Annotated in this window: 17 protein-coding genes; 4 read left to right on the forward strand and 13 right to left on the reverse strand. The window is 41.0% G+C overall.

What is annotated here, in order from left to right; translation table 11 throughout:
* Positions 1-652: 652 nt before the first annotated feature.
* The gene (gene gmhB, locus H5114_RS15760) at positions 653-1,210 is read right to left on the reverse strand and encodes a D-glycero-beta-D-manno-heptose 1,7-bisphosphate 7-phosphatase (protein WP_124016049.1); all 558 of its coding nucleotides are present in this window, start codon (positions 1,208-1,210) and stop codon (positions 653-655) included.
* 190 nt (positions 1,211-1,400) lie between these two features.
* Between gmhB and H5114_RS15765 the strand changes: the two genes are divergently transcribed.
* Positions 1,401-2,075 carry a GntR family transcriptional regulator gene (locus H5114_RS15765; protein ID WP_124016050.1) on the forward strand — a complete coding sequence of 225 codons (675 nt, stop codon included), beginning with the start codon at positions 1,401-1,403 and terminating at the stop codon, positions 2,073-2,075.
* A 132-nt stretch (positions 2,076-2,207) separates the two neighbouring features.
* Positions 2,208-3,290, forward strand: coding sequence for a ketoacyl-ACP synthase III (locus H5114_RS15770; protein WP_182699013.1), 1,083 nt, complete (start codon positions 2,208-2,210; stop codon positions 3,288-3,290).
* A 76-nt stretch (positions 3,291-3,366) separates the two neighbouring features.
* On the opposite strand, the gene H5114_RS15775 is transcribed toward H5114_RS15770, so the two are convergent.
* From H5114_RS15775 to H5114_RS15790, 4 genes are all read right to left on the reverse strand, one after another.
* A complete protein-coding gene (locus tag H5114_RS15775; protein WP_182723435.1) occupies positions 3,367-4,056 on the reverse strand; it encodes a 3'-5' exonuclease in 690 nt (229 codons plus the stop codon).
* The gene (locus H5114_RS15780) at positions 4,056-5,903 is read right to left on the reverse strand and encodes a DUF294 nucleotidyltransferase-like domain-containing protein (RefSeq protein WP_182723436.1); all 1,848 of its coding nucleotides are present in this window, start codon (positions 5,901-5,903) and stop codon (positions 4,056-4,058) included. Before H5114_RS15780 ends, H5114_RS15775 begins: the two co-directional genes overlap by 1 nt.
* 128 nt (positions 5,904-6,031) lie before the next feature.
* Positions 6,032-7,750, reverse strand: coding sequence for a sodium:solute symporter family protein (locus H5114_RS15785; RefSeq protein ID WP_182723437.1), 1,719 nt, complete (start codon positions 7,748-7,750; stop codon positions 6,032-6,034).
* Positions 7,751-7,761: 11 nt separating this feature from the next.
* The gene (locus tag H5114_RS15790) at positions 7,762-8,028 is read right to left on the reverse strand and encodes a DUF4212 domain-containing protein (RefSeq protein WP_124016055.1); all 267 of its coding nucleotides are present in this window, start codon (positions 8,026-8,028) and stop codon (positions 7,762-7,764) included.
* Positions 8,029-8,389: 361 nt separating this feature from the next.
* On the opposite strand from H5114_RS15790, the gene H5114_RS15795 reads away from it, so the two are divergent.
* Complete coding sequence (locus tag H5114_RS15795) at positions 8,390-10,552, forward strand: diguanylate cyclase (RefSeq protein ID WP_259395316.1); 2,163 nt, start codon at positions 8,390-8,392, stop codon at positions 10,550-10,552.
* Here the strand turns inward: H5114_RS15795 and H5114_RS15800 are convergent.
* A complete protein-coding gene (locus H5114_RS15800; RefSeq protein WP_182723438.1) occupies positions 10,542-12,041 on the reverse strand; it encodes a carboxylesterase in 1,500 nt (499 codons plus the stop codon). The genes H5114_RS15795 and H5114_RS15800 overlap by 11 nt on opposite strands.
* Before the next feature lie 176 nt (positions 12,042-12,217).
* On the opposite strand from H5114_RS15800, the gene H5114_RS15805 reads away from it, so the two are divergent.
* On the forward strand, positions 12,218-12,784 hold the full coding sequence (locus tag H5114_RS15805) for a DUF6942 family protein (protein WP_259395317.1): 567 nt from the start codon (positions 12,218-12,220) through the stop codon (positions 12,782-12,784).
* A gap of 7 nt (positions 12,785-12,791) precedes the next feature.
* Here H5114_RS15805 and nadE read toward each other — a convergent pair whose 3' ends face one another.
* The 7 genes from nadE to H5114_RS15840 all read right to left on the reverse strand — a co-directional run bounded on the left by nadE (position 12,792) and on the right by H5114_RS15840 (position 20,664).
* Positions 12,792-13,622, reverse strand: coding sequence for an ammonia-dependent NAD(+) synthetase (nadE, locus tag H5114_RS15810; protein ID WP_182723439.1), 831 nt, complete (start codon positions 13,620-13,622; stop codon positions 12,792-12,794).
* Positions 13,623-13,734: 112 nt separating this feature from the next.
* Positions 13,735-15,039, reverse strand: a complete 1,305-nt coding sequence (locus H5114_RS15815) for an inosine/guanosine kinase (RefSeq protein ID WP_124016058.1) — start codon at positions 15,037-15,039, stop codon at positions 13,735-13,737.
* Positions 15,040-15,375: 336 nt separating this feature from the next.
* Positions 15,376-16,020 (reverse strand): adenylate kinase, encoded by a 645-nt coding sequence (gene adk / locus H5114_RS15820; RefSeq protein WP_182723440.1) that lies wholly within the window; start codon positions 16,018-16,020, stop codon positions 15,376-15,378.
* A 136-nt stretch (positions 16,021-16,156) separates the two neighbouring features.
* Positions 16,157-17,020 (reverse strand): tetratricopeptide repeat protein, encoded by an 864-nt coding sequence (locus H5114_RS15825; RefSeq protein WP_182723441.1) that lies wholly within the window; start codon positions 17,018-17,020, stop codon positions 16,157-16,159.
* Between the two features lie 66 nt (positions 17,021-17,086).
* Entirely contained in the window at positions 17,087-19,000 is a 1,914-nt protein-coding gene (gene htpG / locus H5114_RS15830) for a molecular chaperone HtpG (RefSeq protein ID WP_182723442.1), read from the reverse strand.
* A gap of 498 nt (positions 19,001-19,498) precedes the next feature.
* A complete protein-coding gene (gene recR / locus H5114_RS15835) occupies positions 19,499-20,101 on the reverse strand; it encodes a recombination mediator RecR (RefSeq protein ID WP_124016062.1) in 603 nt (200 codons plus the stop codon).
* 230 nt (positions 20,102-20,331) lie between these two features.
* Positions 20,332-20,664, reverse strand: coding sequence for a YbaB/EbfC family nucleoid-associated protein (locus H5114_RS15840; RefSeq protein WP_011637860.1), 333 nt, complete (start codon positions 20,662-20,664; stop codon positions 20,332-20,334).
* Between the last annotated feature and the right edge of the window lie 97 nt (positions 20,665-20,761).

Here is a 20,761-nt window from a genome sequence, read left to right on the forward strand (position 1 = left end):
ACATTCATCGTTGCATTGAGTTTAAATTTTTTGATTGCCAACATTCCGAAGAACAGAAGACAATTTCGAATAACTCAATACCTGTGAATGTCCACACAGATTACTTGATAAATTGTTAAAGAGCGGACCTAGTAACTTGCGTTAGACGCCGTGTTCCGTGTCAGTGGGGTGTATTATAGGGAAAACATTTTATAGCGCAAGCGCTTTTTAAAGTTTTTATGACGATTAAGACTCAACTGCGTACTATTTAAACTCAAAGCCACATTTAAGGATGTTTTTGCTGTATTTACGAACAAAAACGGCCAACTACAGCAGACCTTGAATATATTTCCCCTGCCTATAGAAGGCTTAAGATGTGCTTCATTGAGATTTAAGTAGCTAATTTGGCTTGTTGAGGCTAAATATTTACTCAAGCAAGGTTAATACAGTGTTAACTCAACTGTATATTCGTCTCAACACACAAGATATAGGTATTTTTAATTTTACTGGCAGCAAAAGCAAAACGAAGAAAGCGGTTTATAGATGAATAACAGTCAACCGATGTTCATATATAAGTAGGTTAATGCTTATATATGAACAGGTAGGAGATATTTTTTGCTTATCGGCAATAAACAGACACTTTCGCTTATCGGTTTGATGAGAGATTTGTAGACTATGACAGTAATTGATTTAATAAACTCGGTACATCAGCAATGCTATCAACCACGGCACTAGCAAGATTGATACCCGCTTCATCGACTACTTTACCTGAGCGAACCAAAATAGTGGTATTGATTCCAGCGGCTTTTGCTGCGCGCATATCATCAGCCTTATCCCCAACCATCACAGATTGGCTCATGTCTATTTTCAAGAATTCAGCGGCAGTGGTCAACATACCTGGTTTCGGTTTACGACACTCACAATCTTGCTTGTATTCGCCTAGGCCTTTTTCTGGATGATGTGGGCAATAATAAATACCATCAAGATCGACACCTTTATCGGCAAAGTTCCAATCCATCCATTCTGTTAAATGATGAAAATCATCTTCACTGTACATGCCACGAGCAATACCAGATTGGTTGGTGACAACAACTAATAGGTAACCCTTTTGCTTTAACGCTAAACACGCTTCAAATACACCCTCTATATATTCAAACTCGTCCACAGTATGGACATAACCATTATCTTTATTGATCACGCCATCACGATCGAGAAATACTGCTTTATTCAATCTAACACTCCTTAAACGCTATACTGGGGTGATTATCCCATTGAGATGAATTTGGGGCCAGACAATCTGGATATTTTTATTAATTTGTTTAATTACCACCTTTATATGCATAATTGTATAGGTTTCACTTTATAAAGCGGCCTCTAAGCGGTACCCTTGCTCGAAGATATTAGTGATTATTATAGAATACATGAGCAATATACCTCCTATTATTCATAAAACTCGAACGCAACTTGTTGTTGAGGCGCTTCGTGAACAGATCCTTTCTGGTGATATTCAGGGAGGTGAACCGCTTAGACAATCTGCTATCGCAGAGCAATTGAACGTGAGTCGCATTCCTGTGCGTGAAGCTCTAGTACAATTAGAAGCAGAAGGTTTAATCAATTTCGAACCACATAAAGGTGCAACCGCAACTCTGTTATCAGTTGAGCAAGTCACTGAGTTATTTGAATTACGTGCAATGATAGAATCAGATTTATTAGCTAAGGCAATTCCTAAATTGTCTGATAATGATCTTGCTGAAGCTGAAATGGTGCTCGTTCAACTTGAGTTAGCATTTACACTGAAAGAGTCTGTGGCCAGTTGGAGTGAACTGAATACAAGATTTCATACTCGTTTATACCAAGCGGCTAATCGCCCTCATACAATGGATGTGGTAAACGGTCTAAACACAAATTGTGATCGCTATATTCGTCTACAGTTGCTGTTTACTGGTGGGATCCCTATCGCTGAAAGAGAGCATAGAGTGTTACTTGAGTTATGCAAGAATCGAGATATAGAAAAGGCGACAACTTTATTGCGAGAGCATATTCTGCATGCCTCTGATTCAATAAAGAAATTAGTAGAACAAAAAATTAAGTCATAAAAACAATAATAAATCTTAGTTATGGCTATTAAAAATAATGAATACCAAGAGTTTAGCTTAAGCTCGCTTAATACTTAGCACTTGATATTGTGAATAAATTTAATTAACGATTGAACGTATTGAGAGAATTTTATGCAGTATGCACATATTACCGGTTGGGGTAAGTCCGTTCCGCCAGCAACATTAACCAATGCTGATTTAGCGACATTCATGGAAACAACGGATGAATGGATTAAAACTCGCACAGGGATCAGTCAGCGTAACATTAGTCACGTTAACACTTCTGAAATGGCATCGGTTGCAGCTAAGCATGCACTTGCGGCTGCAGGAATCGACGGTAGTGAGTTAGATTTAATTATTTTAGCGACTGCAAGCCCTGATACCTTGATCCCTAATATTGCTTCAACGGTACAAGCCAATATTGGCGCTACATGTGGTGCATTTGATATCAATGCCGCATGCAGTGGCTTTTTGTATGGTGTGGGTTTAGCCAGCTCAATGATCAAAAGCGGCCAAAGTAAGAAAATTCTGATCATCGGTGCTGAACGTCTGTCTTTTTACCTTGATTGGTCTCGCCGTGAAACTGCAGTATTATTTGGTGACGGTGCTGGCGCAGTTGTTCTTGAAGCAAGCGATCAGCCGGGCGGCGTATTAGGTTATGAGTTAAATAATGACCCTGAAGGGCGAGATATTTTAAAGTCTAACTTTGGCACCCAAATGGATAGATTTGATAACGATTCGTTAGATTTTTATATCCACATTAATGGTCAAGATGTGTTTAAGCGTGCGATTCATGGCATGGGAAGCTTAAGTGCTAAAGTACTCGAAAAATGTAACACCAATATAGATGATGTCGATTTTGTTATCCCGCATCAAGCTAACGAGCGAATTATCGATACGTTAGTGAGCCGGATGAAAATCCCTAAAGAAAAAGCGTTCGTTAATATCGCTGATTATGGCAATACTTCTGCAGCCACCATCCCTATCGCTATTTGTGATGCATTATCTCAGGGCAAAATTGTCCCAGGACAAACGATTTTATCATGTGCATTTGGCGCAGGATTAACTTCTGCCGCATTACTATTAAAGTGGGGTGAACGAACCACACCAATTAATACTAGTGATGCTAAATTACCCCCTTGCGATAAAACGGCACTTGAATTAATTAAGCCTGCGGTTGATTACTTTTTCAATAAAGCGAAAGATGCTGAATAAGCCTTATTGAGTTAACTTAAATTAACTTAAGCTAAGCGTTAAAAAAGCCAGTCTAGATGACTGGCTTTTTAGTGTATTAGCGCAACACATTAATTAAGTCTTTTACCGATAGTTTTTTTACATCGCCTATTGCAGCGACCTGAGCCAAGAGTAATTCAGCACAGGATAATGCATCTATAAGCGCATTATGCGCCGAATAAACAGGTAAACGGTAACGTTCGCGACTGGCACCTAAACGTAACGATCCTTCTTTTAATACCGAATGTTGCATTAAACAGCGTTTTTTTTCTATGGCGAGGGTGTCGATAAACACCATAGGAATAGATTGACCAAAACAACGGATTAATTGCTGTTGAATGAACTCGATGTCCAGTGGTGCATGATGCGCCACCAAAATATGACCTTTCGTTTGTGTGAGAAACCATTCCATCGCGTCTTGAATAGATAACGCCATATGCAATTGATTATCGACAATACCATGAACCGTTGCGCTGTGACCGACACTACCACTGATGGCAATCATCATATGCTGTGCCTTTTCAAGCGGGATCCCCCCGTTGATAATAGGTACCATACCAATACTGATGACTTGATCGCCAATAGGATTTAAGCCGGTCATTTCAAGATCAATCGCCATTAAGGGGGCGTCGAGAAATGGTTGTGTTAATGCTGGGATAATTGCGTCTAAGTAAGTATCGAGTGGCGAAGGCAGTATGGCCATTTTTTTTCGCCACAATATGGCTTTTATCCACCACAGATTAACCACTAAAAACTCCTTAGAAACTTAAGCTTTATGCCCGCTTGAGCATCATGAACCACCTTAAAAGCATCCCGTAATTGGTGGCGCATTAACGAAGAGAGATGTTGTGGTTTTAGAAAGTTATTCACCGGCAGATTATGGGTTGCTTGGTAACCTTGATTCGATAAACGAATATGCGCAATAAACTCATGTGCATCAGCCAAATTAAGTGCATCTTTGCGATTAATAATATTCGCATCCATTAACGCCCTAATCCGCTTGGCGGTATTCACCTCTTTAATACCCGCACTCAATGCATATACTCTGGCAATATCATTAATAAGCGCACTGCCCTTGTGCTTTAAATCCATGCCTTTGACTTCACTGCCATCACGCTCAAGAACAAACTTTCTAAAAAAACCCAGTGGAGGTGATTCCGTTAAGGAATTCCCCGCCATACCGGCAAGGAAAATATCGTTGTCTTGTGTTGATGCTAACACCGAATCTTGTAATTCATTGAATAGGTTTAACGGACCGAATACAGGTCGCATATCGAAAAAGATGCTTGCATGCATTAATGCTTTTGGTTCTGGCGTATTAACCCATTGCGAAAAAAGCCCTTTCCATTTAACAAGGGATATTCGCCACTTGGGGTTTTGCGCCATAATATCGCCTGGACAATAAATATAACCACATTCATCTAAGCCCTTACACACAGCTTTGGTTAACGTGTCAAAATAAGCTGCGGCAAACTCATCAGGTTCATGGGCCAGTAATAAACCATTATCTTGATCTGAACAAGCGACTTGATCTTGGCGACCTTGTGAACCAAACGCTAACCAACAAAATGCCATTGGCGCTTGGCCTAAAATTTGTTGATTAAGCTCAATCAGTCTGCGGGTTAATGCATCGGTTACTGAGGTTAGCACACGGCCAATCTCTTCAGCTCTAGCATCGGCACTGATGAGGTTTTGCAACAACAGGGGGATTTGTTTACTCACGTGAATAAGCTTTTCTATGGTGCCTTGGCGGCCAATTTCGCCAATTAACAGCAAAGGCTGTGAGCTTTGTGAACGCAAAATATCAGTACTGGTGATCATCCCGAGTGCTTGGCTGCCTTCTACCACAGGCAAATGATGAATATTATGTTCACTCATCGCCAACATGGCTTCAAAAACTAATGCATTGGCATGGGTTGTGACTGGATTAATTGTCATGGCTTGACTCACCAGAGCATTAAAATCTAACCCTTCGGCAATGATCCGATTACGCAGGTCTCTGTCGGTTAAAATCCCGGTTAACTTTTGATTATCGATCACTAATACCGATGATACCCGATGTTCTCGCATCAGTTTGGCTGCATCCATCACGCTGGCGTTGGCGTCAATAATAATCGGCCTAGATGACATAATAGAAGTGATGCGGCTCGTAGTGGTCAGGTCTTTGGCGGTAAATTTAGCTTCATTACGTAAACGATTAGCAAAAGCGCGGGCAAAAAACTGATCAAAACTGCGATGCTCAGATCTCAACTTGGCAAATACAGATTGTGGTAAATGATAAACTAAACTGTCTTCAAGAATGGCCACTTTATTAACCACTTTTTCACCCGATAGCAAAGTAGAAAAACCAAAGCACTCACCTTCGCCGACACGGTCGACCAACACACCTTCAGGATCGCGAACTTCAAATGCGCCGCTGCGCACCAGATATAATTTGGGGTTATCTTTGTCAAACTCGACAAATGCAGACGCTTTACTGTAATAACCCACAGTAATTTTTTTGGCACAATATTGAATGAGATCTCGAGGAAGCGTATCAAAAGGAGAATGGAGCGCTAAAAACTGCTCTACAGGTTGTAACTCGCTGGCATCCATTAATTAATTCCCTATGGTACATGGGTTAACACTTTCACTATAGCAAAGCATTTCACTTAACGCCTATAGGACTAAAGCCCAACAAAAAGAGCGCCGAAGCGCCCTTTCTAAGCTGTATTGATTATAACTTAGTGATCGTGAGCTTCACCCGATCCTTTAGGGAAACGAATCGACTCTACCATCGCCACTATTTCATCAGGAATTTTAGTGGTAACTTTACTCACAGCAAAAGCCACGACAAAGTTGACTATCATTCCCATCATTCCAATACCTTCTGGTGAAATACCAAATAACCAGTTTTCAGATGTATTAGCTGCTGGATTAACAAACTTAAAGTAAGCGATATAAGCCGCAGTAGATAATAAGCCGATAACCATACCCGAAATAGCCCCTTCTTTATTCATGGTTTTAGAGAAAATACCCATGATAATAGCTGGGAATAACGATGCAGCAGCTAGACCAAATGCAATGGCGACAACCGCGGCAACAAAGCCTGGTGGATTAATACCAAAGTAACCAGCCATAACAACCCCAAAACCTGCGGCTATTCGTGCATACATTAACTCTTTCTTGTCCGAAATGTCTGGCATCAGATTTTTCTTGAGTAAATCATGTGAAACAGACGTTGAAATAACCAGTAATAAACCCGCAGATGTCGACAATGCTGCAGCTAAACCACCCGCAGCAACTAAAGCAATCACCCATGCTGGAAGGTTAGCAATTTCAGGCGTGGCCAACACAATGATATCTCGGTCAATGTTCATTTCATTTTTTTCACCATTGGTGTAAAAAATCTTGCCATCATTGTTCTTGTCTTCCCACTTGATTAAACCAGTTTTTTCCCAGTTTTTAATCCACTCAGGTGCAGTTTCATAAGGAACACCGGTAGAATCTGGTCCATTAATGGTTTCAATCATGTTTACGCGTGAGAAAGCAGATAATGCAGGAATTGTAGTGTACATAATAGCGATAAACACTAATGCCCAACCAGCTGATATACGTGCATCTTTCACTTTAGGGACAGTAAAGAAACGCACAATAACATGCGGTAATCCTGCTGTACCAAACATTAACGCGCCAGTGATAAAGAACACATCGATCATGCCTTTAGAACCTTCGGTATATTGGGAGAACCCAAGCTCTGCCGATAATCCATCGAGTTTATCGAGTAAATATACCCCCGTACCATTACCCGCGGCGTCGATCATCTCAGCACCGAAACCAATTTGTGGGAAAATATGACCTGTCATCATTACCGAAATAAAGATAGCTGGAACCATAAAGGCAAAGATAAGTACGCAGTACTGTGCAACCTGTGTGTAAGTAATCCCCTTCATGCCACCCAATACTGCATAAAAGAACACCACCGCCATACCAATATATACGCCAGTTTCTACGTCAACCTCTAGGAAGCGAGAGAACACCACGCCAACACCACGCATTTGCCCTGCAATATAAGTAAAGCAAATAAAGATGGCACAAATCACTGCTACCGTACGTGCTGTTTGAGAGTAATAACGATCACCAATAAAATCAGGAACAGTAAATTTACCAAATTTACGTAAGTAAGGTGCCATGCACAAGGCTAATAGCACATAACCACCAGTCCAGCCCATAAGATACACTGAACCATCATAACCAGTAAAAGACACAATACCGGCTAATGAAATAAATGATGCAGCTGACATCCAATCTGCTGCTGTTGCCATACCATTCAACACAGGGTGAACGCCACCGCCTGCAACATAAAACTCTTTGGTTGAACCTGCTCGAGACCAAATGGCGATCCCGATGTAAAGCGCGAAAGTTGCGCCAACAATTAAATACGTAAGTGTTTGAACATCCATCTTAGTGCCCCTTAGTCTTCCTGAACATTGTATTTTTTGTCTAATGCATTAGCTTTCGCCACATAAACAAAAATCAGCGCCACGAATACATACATTGCACCCTGCTGCGCAAACCAGAAACCCAATTTGAATCCCATAAAGGTAAATTCGTTTAACACATCTACTAATATAACGCCGCAGCCAAATGACACTGCAGCCCAAATTGCAAGCAAACTAAGTACTAAACGTAAATTCTCACGCCAGTAACCCGCTGCCTTATCGTTATTTTCAAAACTCATTGCGACTCCCCTATGTTATTTTTTGTAAAGTCATTGTTAATTTAGCAACTCAGGGGGGCACCACAATCAAGACCTTAGTCGTACTTGATCAATAAAAACTCTGACCAATATTACAAAACACTTATATATCAATGTAATAGAGAAAATAAAAACCAGAAAAACATGTTGCCCACGCCATGAAGTTAGACCAAGGTCGAACAAAAAGACATCTTTGTGGAGTCTGTGCGCTGCATCACGAAAGGCAAAAATAAATATTTGATAGCAAAAAAATTTTTGTTTGCGTTGAAAATAGTTCTATTTCCTGAGATAAGTGTTCTTAAAGGAATAAGTCTATCTAAAATACAGATAATAAGGATATTTTTTGAGCTTGCCACGCATTAATCAACAACACCTTTTGTACTCGATTATATTGGGGGTAATCGGACTGCTACTCAATTTCTACCCAATACAGTTTTTTGCCAATGTGCAATTTGTGTTGGGGAATACGATGACCGTTATTGCGGCTGTTTTGTTAGGGCCTTGGTATGCATTTTTAACAGCAATGATGGCATCTACTGGGTTAATGTTGATATGGGATAGCCCTCATGTGTATTTAATCTTTGGGCTAGAAGCGTTGTTTTTAGGATATGCCCGACGCCGTGATATCTATGCGCTGTATGCCGATGCCGCTTATTGGTTATTACTGGGTGCACCACTAGTGTATCTATATGTCGTCTTTTTAATGGATATTCCCCCTTCTCACTTAGGTTTTATCATTTCAAAGCAAGGAATTAACGGTCTTATTTATACCAGTATTGCATCACTGCTTATTTTAGCTATTCCAAAATTATGGTTTTTAAAAGACAAAGTGAAAGATCGTCATCGCAGACAATTAAGCGCGCAATTGACCTATTTTTTCACCTTACTCGTGACGTTAACATTACTGTTTTCAGCGTTAATTTTTAATTATTATTCTCTAGAACGTCAACAAGTCATGTTAAAACAAAACATGACTGAAGCCGTTGCCCACATTTCAGCGTCGACACAAAGTTATATTGAAAACCATAAAACAGTTATTCAAAATACGGCCAATCAATTAACGCTAATCGCTGATAAGCCGGAAAAATGGCAGGCTATTTTATCGAGCTTTCATGAAAGCTACCCCAGCTTTATCAGCATGCTTATTGCTGATCCTGACGCTAAAATTGTTAATGCCAGCCCGGTTTCAAGGCTGATCGCAATCGACAAAAAAGCACAGGATATCAATATTAATGACCGCGATTATTTTATTGAATCATTTTATAATCGTCGCTTATTTGTATCATCTGCCTTTTTAGGCCGAGGTTTCGGCAATGATGCTATTGTCGCTATGAGTACCCCGTTTTATTTCGATGAACAACATACGCAAGTCGCCGGCATCATAGAAGGCTCGCTTGATTTGAGCTACTTTTCACATATTGATCAAGTTAGTGAATACAGTAATGATGAATCGGTGGTGATGGTCGATGAGAAAAATCAAATTATTTTTGCCTCAAAAAAGCTCAGCCTTAAACCGCTATCTCAATTTAATTTTGTCATCAATAAAGGGGGCTATCATGCCAACTTAGAGCTTATCAATATTCACAAAATGACCTCAATTGTACCTGAGTATATTTATACTCACCGTGAATTAAATAATGGTTGGACTGTGTATATTTTAAAAGAGTTCTCACCGTTATTAAAACTGGCCGAAGAACAAATGTTTGCTAGTTTTATAATGTTATTAGTGTCATTGGTATGTACTTTTTATATATCAACAAAGCTCAGTGCACTATTGACCGTGCCATTAGAAGCAGTAGCCAATCAATTTAGCCTACCTGATAGCGGAAAAGTATCGACCATTGACGACAATTCACCTAGAGAAGTCTTCAGCCTTTATCAACGATTAGTGGCCAGTAAAGAACAACTGGTTGCCCATCAAATGGAATTAGAACAAACCGTTGCCAATCGCACTGCAGAATTAGAAAAAGCCAATAAAAAACTCACCGAGTTAGTAGACCGAGACCCGTTAACTGGGTTATACAACCGCCGTTATGCCGAACGTAAGTTCAGTGAGCTATTGGAGTTTTGTTTACGAAGCGAACAAACCATTACGGTGGCCATATTAGATTTAGATTTATTTAAAACCATTAACGATAACTATGGCCATTTGGCTGGTGACGAGTGTTTACGTAAAGTATCGCAATTATTGCAGAAGTACTTTAAACGCGACATTGATATTGTTGCCCGCTACGGCGGAGAAGAGTTTTTACTGATTTTACCCTTATCCAATACCTTACACATAGAACATCACCTCAATGGGTTTAGAGAAGCACTGTCACAATTAGAAATCACCTCGCCAGAAGATAATCAGGCGTTCAAAGTAATGGTCAGTATTGGTGCTATCACAGCGAATGCCGATTATGAGGCCGACCTGGATAAATGGATTAAAATTGCCGATGAGAACCTCTACCAAGCAAAGCAACAGGGACGTAACAGAACCATCATTGATATCATTACTGACTGATCTTTAGTGACTGGTTATCTAAAACTGACTCGGATTGATGGGCTTGGGTGAACTCATCAATGCGACTCATCATATACGGATAAAATGGATTCCATTTCTGCCGTAACATATCATCTGCCGGTACACTAAAAATACCTCGCTCGCCTTGATAAATGGCTCTTCCTATCTGAATTTTTTGTGGCTTATCTTCCGCGAGTGGCCCATAAAGGGTATCTTCAATTGGAAAACTTAACGCGACATGAGATAACGAATACACATCTTTAGGCCATTCTAAGCTCAATGTTAGTACATTATCCGTTATTGATTTATCGGCTAACTCTCTGACTTGAACGTAACGATCACTTTGGGGATCATTTTCAAGCAAACTTAACCGATAAGGCAATGTTGCAGCGAGCCAGAATGGCGTAAAAGATGCCAATGGGTCTTGAAAGAGTAATTGGTTGTTACTTCGAGTTCGGTTGACGTCAAATAACACTAATTGATGGTCTTTGTTTGCGGGTAATCTTTGGTATAACAAATCAACCACAGCGAGTGAAGATACCGTATCATCGACAACGGATTGGAAGGTTAATATGGGTGGGATAGCCGTAAACTGTTGCGCTGATAATGCCGCTAATAAGGTCTGATTACGTTGAGTTAACTGATATACAACATCACCGGCATTAACTGCGAAGGATTGATATTTAAAGGGGTCGTATTCGGTTTGAATACTGTTCCAGTACAGTTTATCTTGCCCAAGCAACTTACCCAGCTGTGCTTGCCAATAAGCACCAGCAGCAATAGGCGCCAGACCGATAGCGGGTGATAACATTATAATGCCATCAAAGCTTGGCGGCTTTTGTAAGCTTATATTCTCAAGCTCATGGTTTAATGCCAGCGCTGCCCCGGTTGAAAACCCCACCACATAAATGGGTTTTCCCGGCAATTGTTCAGATAGATGCGCGACAGCCAGTGACACAGCCCCAGCAAGATCAGGCCAAGTAATATCGGTTAATCCGGAAGGAATGGTTCCGTGTCCTGGCAAACGCAGGCCTAGAACATGTGCCTGATGTTGGTAGTGTTGTGCAAGATGCGATAGCACATAGGGTGAGTCAGACATACCGTGAAGCAGTAATAGACCAAACTCAGCTTGAGGACTTTTCCATTCAAATGAACGGTTCCAATTTTGCTGCCATAATCCAGGGTCAGACAAACTATGACGCTCATAACGATTAATAGGCGACGCTATTTCAGGTTGATATTGGCGGTATACTTGCTGATCGACTTCAGCAAATAGTTTATCTTCTAATTGTAAATATTGACTAAAATCGGTTAAACCTGATTGTTGATGATATTCCGAAGTAAGATGTGTTGTGTGCCATAATGACAAATTAGGCCGCGCATTAAGTAGCCAAACGCCTGTAATAATTAATGCTAAAGCAATACCTAATGCACCATAAAATGCGGCAAATAAAAAATGTTTCGTCGACCCAATCACAATTGCACGCATAACAACCTTATAAATAAAGACTACCGATAAACATCTTGTATAAGTAGTGAGTACACTTACTGAGAACAACTAAGTAGTATAAGACACCATAAATTTAACATAATAAAAATTACCACTCAGCTTAGGTAATGAGTCACTACTTCGCCATATTAGCCGTTAACGATTGTGGAAATAACATGTCATCTGATTGCTTTAGCCATGTCTGGGGACCGATGAATCCCGATATTATTTTTTATCTACCAACCCCGCCAGCTTTACCGGCACATTGGTGTGCTTATGATGCTAATGCAATAACACAACTGGTGGATCTCAATGGTAATCACTGGCGTAAAATTGTTACTATTATGGCCAAAATTTGCTGTTTACAGCCCGATATCAATATTGAAAAAGGGATTCATTGGAAGTTGATCCGTGATCAGCTGTTTAGCCAACCTAATGACACTCAGACAAAGGATAAACACAGGGATCCTGCTCGGCGTTTATACTGCCAATTACGCATTGTTAACCCCAACATTGATGAGAATAAAAACCAGGCGTTCTCTAGTCAATGTTGGCATATATTGTGTGGTAAAGAAGTACAACATCGAATGGGAATACTGGATGCTAGTCAGTATATCGCTCTAGATCAACAGCAAAAAATACTGCATCAGCAAACCGTATTGCTGACGCCATATTTAGATTATCGACAATATTCTAATGCTCTCATTGAACTGACGCGACAGCAGATACCATCGCATCAGTAACAAGGCGTTAATCATAAATAGTCGGGATCGGTTCGCGCTTATGTTGAGTCCGTTGATAGATACCTACAAGTTTGTCTTCCACAGATTGGATAACATCTTTGCCTTCTAAAAAGTCATCGATTTGATCATAGGTTAGCCCTAAAGCGACTTCATCTTCAAGTTGAGGTTTATTGTCTTCTAAATCGGCGGTAGGTGCTTTTTTCACTAGTAAATCGGGTGCGCCCAAATAAGCGGCTAACTGACGTACTTGGCGCTTATTTAAGCCAAATAATGGGGCTAAATCGCATGCACCATCGCCCCACTTGGTATAAAAGCCGGTAATATTCTCTGCGCTATGGTCAGTGCCAACGACCAAGCCACCGACTAACCCTGCAATATGATATTGGGCTATCATCCGCATTCTGGCTTTAACATTACCTTTGACGAAATCAATCTTGTTTTCGTCGGCTAAAGCGATATTGGCTTCAGCTAAGCCAACTAAGGTCGCTTGATGTACACCAATAACACCTTGGGCAATATTCACCGTGACTTGTTTTGATGGTTGAATAAATCGACATGCCATTTGTGCTTCATCTTCATCTTTTTGAATTTGATAAGGCAAACGAACTGCAATAAATTGATAAGATGCTTCACCAAGCTCTTGATTAAGAGAATCTACCGCTAATTGGCAGAGTCGACCGGCTAAAGATGAATCTACACCACCACTGATCCCCAGCACTAAATAATGAGTCTGGGCTTGTTTTAACTTAGATTTGATAAAAGCAACACGACGCTGAACTTCAAACTCAGGCTCAATAGCCTTAAGTACTTGCATCTCTCTTAAGATTTGTCCTTTCACGTGACGCTCCTGATTGCTGGTTAAGATTCTGACTCGATATCTATTCTATAAAAATCTACACAAAAAAAAACGATAATGATGCTGCATTATCGTTTTTTTTATCGACAATTTATTAACGTTCCCAATAAGACTCTTCGAGACTGTCTTCTCGCTCAGGTAAACCACGAGACAAACGAGGACTATGTTGTGCTAACACCTCATATGCAACCCGATTAGCGTACTTACATAATTGAGAAAATGATGAATAACATAAACCGTCTCGTTTATGTTTGCTTGAACCAGGTATATTGGTTTTATGGAACGTATTGGCTGATAGGTCATGTAAAAGCGCTGACAATGCGCCATCGCCAGCACCATTGGTATTACGTATTAATTCTGGGCCGCCCATATAAGGCGCAATATGAGCGTAGACTTTTATTGGGGTGTCACAATCGGCTTGCAATTTAGGTCGAGAGAATTCGTAACGATTAAATTCAGGAATGGCGCCTGGTAGTAAAGTATGGCTGGTTTCGCGCTTTTCATTATCGTCAGTGTAACCTGCGGTATAAAGCCCTATTGCACCAGCAGTGGTTAACACCATGTCACACCATTCAAGCGCAACTTCACTGGCAAGCAGTGGGTCTTTAAAGCCCGTTAACGCTTCTCCTTCATCTTCATTCATGGCTAAGATAGTGACGTGCTCTCGAATAAAGTTTTGCCACCATTGAGGATCTTCTTGAATTAAAAAGCGCGTACCTAAGGTTAACACTACTGGCACGTCGGCTTCTTTAGCGTAATTGATTGCCGTCATTGCGGCATCGGTAATGCCATCGCCATCGCTTGCACGCATTAAGTAAGCCGTTAACACTAATGCTGAACTGCCCTGCACAACTTCTTTATCAATGTATTCAGGGGTAAGCTTATCCATACAGCCTTTGCTAATCGCAAAAGTGCGTTCACCACAGTCGGAAACCAATGTAAAACAACGGCCAATTGGACCATCAACTGGTTGTAAAAAATTAAGGTCAACCTTTGATGAAGTATTACATAAATAGCGATAAGCGTAACTGCCGACCATAATATGTTGGCTCATCACGCCAAAAAGCACTGAACGATCATCCGCTAAGATTGAATAATTGTGTACTGTATTACCAATAGTACCACCGGCAAATTCATCGCTGATCATCTCATTGGATTTTAGTTCATGATACAAATTATGGGCTTGTTCATCATTAATGAGAGTTGAATTGCCTTTAGGCAAGCCATAGCGTTCAAGTAATTCGTCTTCTACTTTTGCCTCTATATCAACCAAGGTTTGATCAATACCGCAAATATAGGTAGAAAAAGGCTGTGGCTGCTGCGTAAGTTGAGCCAACAATGGATCACGGCTGTTTACAGGGAAATAATGCTTAGACTTACGTTGACCAGGAAACTTCATATGGGGCTCTCGTAGCGTTGCGTCCATGCAAGTGTGAAATGATTGACCACTGACACTCATTCAATGTTGAATAAGATATCGTCCGCGAAAATGGCGGCAAATTTTATCATAGGTAAGCGCCAATTTTACATCACTTTTATCATATTCGTGGTTTAAATACGCTTCGATGAGATTATCTGTGCAGTTTACGAGAGTTTAGCCCCATAACGCCGGGCAGACCACGATAAGGACTACCTGAAAAACGTCATAAGGGAGACGAGCAGTTACACCGTTACCTTTTATTCGCCATAAAAAAAACCTGCAAAGCAGGCTTTTTATTCAGACGCTGAGCAGCGGTTATTTTAATATACTAGCCAGTTGCTCGCTCACTTTACTGACAGATTGAGTACCGTCAAACTTGTTGTACTGAGTGTTACCAGCTTCTGCAACTTTGCCATAGTAAGCAACTAACGGCTTAGTTTGCTCATGATAAATACCCAAGCGCTTACGAACTGTACTTTCTTCATCATCAGGACGAATCGCTAAATCATCACCAGTGACGTCGTCTTTACCTTCCACTTTAGGCGGATTGAACACGATATGGTACACACGGCCAGAACCTGAATGGACACGACGTCCGCTCATGCGCTTAACGATTTCTTCGTCTGGCACATCAATCTCGATAACATGATCGATTTCAATACCATTTTCAGCCATTGCATCTGCTTGTGGGATGGTACGAGGGAAACCGTCTAATAGAAAACCTTTTTCACAGTCGGCTTGTGCAATACGCTCTTTCACTAAACCAATAATAAGATCGTCAGACACTAATTGACCTGCATCCATTACTTTCTTAGCTTCTAAACCTAATGGAGTGCCCGCTTTAACAGCTGCACGCAACATATCACCGGTTGAGATTTGTGGGATACCATACTGTTCCATAATGAACTGTGCTTGGGTACCTTTACCGGCACCTGGTGCACCCAATAAAATAATGCGCATCTCAAAAGTCCTCTTTTAAGTTTATGTTCTTTTTAGGGCGGCGATTTTCGCACATCTGCCACAGTTTTAATAGCGCTTTTGTTATGACATTAGACCTAAATCTAATAAGGCTTGTAACAAAAAGGCATCAATTTGTTTAATACAACAAGGTATATAATTTACGGCGATATTGATTGGCTATCATGTTGCCCTGTCCTATCGCAGTTAAGATTTCCATGAAGACTTGTTTGACTTTACCCTCTGCAGCATTAAGATCTTTTTGTAAAATGGTAAATAATAACTCCAGAGCTTCTTCATTACGATGAGCTGCATTTAATGCTTTGGCCAAAATGATTACCGCATCAAGATCATCTGGATGCTCAGCAACATTCTGCTGTAATTGGCGAATTTCAGGTGTGTCAGCTGCATCTTCCGCTAAGGCTAATTTGGCGACTAAATTATGATAGTAACTGTCTTGATCAGCCAAACCAATACGAGCAAGTAATACTTTTGCTTCAGCAAGTAAACCTAGCTGTAAGGCTACATCTGTCATAACCAATGCCACTTCAGCCGCTTGCTGTGCATCGGCATAAATCGTTTTTAACTGTTCAGCAATGTTAGTTAAGGCTTCAGACGATAACTCGCCTTGGGCTAATTGTTGCTTAATGTCTTCAAATGCTTGTATCCACATAGGCGGTAAGTGTTTGTCGAGTAAGTCACTAATTTGCTCTTGGCTTTGTACGCCAGCAAAACCATCAATCGGTCTGCCTTTATCTAAAATCAATGTGGTCGGTAAATTTTGAATCTGGAAGTAATTCGCGATTTCTAGCTCTGTTTCACAGTCCACTTTGGCAAGAATAAATCGCCCAGATTGGGCGTTAGCCAACAGTTCCAGCGTCTGCAACATCTGCACACTTTCGGGCTGTTGTTGCGTCCAAAATGCCAATACCACCATTTTTTGCATCGAGGTATCAACAACGTGTTGAATATTATCTTTAGTAAGATTAATGAGGTAGTCCATATTGCCTCCGCGGGATGACAAAAACAAAAGCGGACTTATTGTCCGCTTTTGGTACTTAAATCAAGATTATTTTACACTCGCCAATAACATTTGATTGGTGAGTTTAATAAACGCTGATGGATCGGCCAAACTGCCTTTTTCCGACAACAAGGCTTGCTGTAACAATAAGTTAGCCCAATCAGTAAACAACTTTTCGTCAGTTTCGTTATTCAAATGCTCAACCAAAGGATGAGTTGGGTTAATCTCAAACGTTGGTTTCGATTCTGGTACTGGCTGACCTGCAGCTTGCATCAGTTTAATCATCTGCGTCGACATTTCACCTTCGCCGGCTACAACGCAAGCTGGAGTGTCAGTTAAACGAGACGTCACGCGCACGTCCGATACACTGTCTGCTAATGCCGCTTTTACACGTTCAACTAAATCTTTCGACTCTTCGGCAACTTTATCATGCGCTTGTTTATCAGCAGCATCTTCAAGTTCACCTAATTCTAAATCACCACGCGTAACTGAATGTAATTTCTTACCATTGAATTCGGTTAAGTGACTCACTAACCATTCATCGATACGCTCAGACAGTAATAATACCTCAATGCCTTTTTTACGCAGCAATTCAAGGTGAGGACTGTTAGCAGCAGCATCATGACTGTCAGCAACAATATAGTAAATCTTGTCTTGACCTTCTTTCATGCGCTCAACATACGCTTCTAATGACACAGTTGTCGCAGCTGAGTTGTTATCAGTTGAAGCAAAACGCAATAAACCGGCAATGCGCTCTTTGTTAGCAAAGTCTTCTGCTGGGCCTTCTTTCAACACTTGGCCAAACTCAGCCCAGAATGACTGATATTGTTCAGGCTCGTCTTTCGCCAGCTTTTCAAGCATTCCAAGCACACGTTTGGTGATGCCTACACGCATTGCAGTGGTGACTTGATTGTCTTGTAAAATTTCGCGAGAAACGTTTAATGGTAAATCATTTGAATCAATTAAGCCGCGAACGAAGCGCAAGTAAGTCGGTAAAAACTGTTCTGCTTCATCCATAATAAACACACGTTGAACAAACAGTTTTAAGCCATGCTTATGATCGCGATTCCACATATCCCAAGGCGCTTTGGCTGGGATGTACAATAAACTGGTGTATTCTTGTTTACCTTCAACCCGATTATGAGACCATTTTAATGCGTCGCTATAGTCGTGAGAAATATGCTTATAAAATTCTTGGTATTCTTCATCAGTAATGTCTGACTTGTTACGAGTCCAAAGCGCGGTGGCCTTGTTCATCACTTTCCATTCACCTTCAGTGGCCGCGACCTTCTCGCCATCTGGTCCATCTGACTCAGGTGTGCCTTCATTCCACATTTGCACCGGAACCGAGATATGATCAGAATACTTAGTGATAATAGAACGTAAACGATAATCGTCAGCAAACTCAGTTTCTTCATCACGTAAATGCAGCACGATTTCAGTACCACGTTCATTTTTAGTGATACTTTCTACATTAAACGAACCTTCGCCTTCAGATTCCCACAATACGCCTTCGTTAGCAGCATGACCGGCTGCACGAGTGCGTACGGTAACTTTTTTCGCCACGATGAAAGCCGAGTAAAAGCCCACACCAAACTGACCAATTAATTGTGAATCTTTTGACGCTTCACCAGAAAGATTACCGAAAAACTCTTTGGTACCTGATTTTGCAATAGTGCCTAAATGTTCAATCACGCTATCGCGGGTCATACCAATACCATTATCAGAAATGGTAACTGTGCCCTTTTCTTTATCGGCGCTAACACGCACGCGTAAATCGCCGTTACCTTCATATAAAGCATCATCTGTTAAGGCTAAATAGCGAAGTTTATCTGCTGCATCGGCCGCATTTGAGACAAGCTCACGTAAGAAAATCTCTTTATTTGAATACAGAGAGTGGATCATCAATTGCAGAAGTTGCTTTACTTCGGTTTGAAAGCCATGAGTTTCTTGTTGTGACATGAATAATTTCCTTGGTGTTACGTTAAATCAATCACGAGTCGAAACATCAACTCGCCTTAAAAATCTTCGTTAACCAAGAGATGGGGGACGTTACACTATTTTCAAGGGGCAACCTCATCTTGTTGAATAATAAATCGCCAGTTATGCTCAAATCAGGCAAATATCGTTACTGATTCACCTCGATATGGCCATTAACTGAGCCATTTATTCAGCTTTGATCAAATAAAAATGCCAGCAACCCCGATTAAGGAGCCGCTGGCACAAGATCGTTTTAATACGGTATCGATTTATCGCCTTGAAACACGACCACTGACTTAGCCTGCATCAGATAAAAATGCCAAAATCCCGATTAAGGTGACGCTGGCACAAGCTCATTTCAATACCGTATCGATTTATCGCCGTGAAACACGACCATTGACTTAGCCTGCATCAGATAAAAATGCCAAAAAACCCGATTAAGGAGCCGCTGGCACAAGATCGTTTTAATACCGTATCGATTTACAGCAGTGGAATACGACCATTAAATGATAGCGCTAAGGTAGTGCTATCGACATATTCAAGCTCACCACCGACAGGCACACCATGTGCAATACGACTGATGACGACATTATGTCTTCTGGCCATATCGGCAATAAAGTGTGCTGTAGCATCCCCCTCAACGGTCGGGTTGGTGGCAAGGATTAACTCACTGACATCATCAGAGGTTAAATGACGTTCCAGTAAAGCCAAACCAAGCTCTTCAGGGCCAACACCATCTAAGGGTGACAGATGTCCTAACAGCACAAAATATCGACCATTAAAATGTCCACCTGCTTCAATCGCTAGCACATCAGCAGGCGTTTCAACCACACAAATGATCCCCGAATTAACCCGGCGATGGCTACTGCAGATAGGGCATAAATCCTGTTCGGTGAATGTACGGCAACTTTGGCAATGTCCAACTTCTGACATGGCTTTTTGTAGCGAATCGGCAAGCTTGAGACCCACTTTACGTTCACGCTCAAGTAATTGAAATGCCATTCGCTGCGCAGACTTTGGCCCAACGCCAGGCAGTGCACGTAAAGATTGGATTAATTCATCAACCAAAGGACTAAATTTCATAAATTGCCAATACCTTAATAACTAAACTTATTTTGATGTCATGGGTGAAACTGTCGAGATGAAAGGCTGTGCCAATCTGCGGTCACACCAACGCAGTGCGATTATTGTCTGTGCGGCGCTCGAATGCAAAGGTTAATCCTTTTGGGCGCTAAACGAGCTTTAGATATTTTGGACTGAAAATAAAAAAGCTCAAGCATTAATGCTTGAGCTTTTTTAGCAAATAAATGCGATTAAAACGGCATTTTCATGCCAGGTGGTAGTTGCATACCCCCAGTGACTTCGGCCATTTTAGTCTTTTGATTTTCTTCAATGCGACGAGCAGCATCATTACAGGCGGCAGCGATAAGATCTTCTAACATCTCTTTATCGTCTTCCATTAAACTCGGATCAATTTCAACTTTACGCACATTGTGGTTACCTGTCATGGTTACTTTAACCAAGCCAGCACCCGCTTCACCCGTCATTTCGGTGCGCGCAATTTCTTCCTGCACTTTAGCCATCTTGTCTTGCATCATCTGGGCTTGTTTCATTAAATTGCCCATACCGCCTTTTCCACCAAACATAGTCGTTTCTCTCTCTAATTAAGGTTGTTAGCAAGTCGCCATAATGACGCTAATCTTACTGAAATAAATTCGATTGGCAATCTTACTGAGATACTTT

It is taken from the genome of Shewanella sp. SR43-8 (genome assembly GCF_014163775.1).
GTDB lineage: Bacteria > Pseudomonadota > Gammaproteobacteria > Enterobacterales > Shewanellaceae > Shewanella > Shewanella vesiculosa.

Bases quoted from the DNA above. Each gene is read 5' to 3' on its own strand.
- htpG (WP_182723442.1), bottom strand. From the start codon at position 19,000: ATGTCACAACAAGAAACTCATGGCTTTCAAACCGAAGTAAAGCAACTT.
- H5114_RS15765 (WP_124016050.1), top strand. From the start codon at position 1,401: ATGAGCAATATACCTCCTATTATTCATAAAACTCGAACGCAACTTGTT.
- H5114_RS15815 (WP_124016058.1), bottom strand. From the start codon at position 15,039: ATGAAGTTTCCTGGTCAACGTAAGTCTAAGCATTATTTCCCTGTAAAC.
- recR (WP_124016062.1), bottom strand. From the start codon at position 20,101: ATGAAATTTAGTCCTTTGGTTGATGAATTAATCCAATCTTTACGTGCA.
- H5114_RS15790 (WP_124016055.1), bottom strand. From the start codon at position 8,028: ATGAGTTTTGAAAATAACGATAAGGCAGCGGGTTACTGGCGTGAGAAT.
- H5114_RS15825 (WP_182723441.1), bottom strand. From the start codon at position 17,020: ATGGACTACCTCATTAATCTTACTAAAGATAATATTCAACACGTTGTT.
- H5114_RS15800 (WP_182723438.1), bottom strand. From the start codon at position 12,041: ATGCGTGCAATTGTGATTGGGTCGACGAAACATTTTTTATTTGCCGCA.
- H5114_RS15785 (WP_182723437.1), bottom strand. From the start codon at position 7,750: ATGGATGTTCAAACACTTACGTATTTAATTGTTGGCGCAACTTTCGCG.
- H5114_RS15805 (WP_259395317.1), top strand. From the start codon at position 12,218: ATGTCATCTGATTGCTTTAGCCATGTCTGGGGACCGATGAATCCCGAT.
- H5114_RS15770 (WP_182699013.1), top strand. From the start codon at position 2,208: ATGCAGTATGCACATATTACCGGTTGGGGTAAGTCCGTTCCGCCAGCA.
- adk (WP_182723440.1), bottom strand. From the start codon at position 16,020: ATGCGCATTATTTTATTGGGTGCACCAGGTGCCGGTAAAGGTACCCAA.
- H5114_RS15780 (WP_182723436.1), bottom strand. From the start codon at position 5,903: ATGGATGCCAGCGAGTTACAACCTGTAGAGCAGTTTTTAGCGCTCCAT.
- H5114_RS15840 (WP_011637860.1), bottom strand. From the start codon at position 20,664: ATGTTTGGTGGAAAAGGCGGTATGGGCAATTTAATGAAACAAGCCCAG.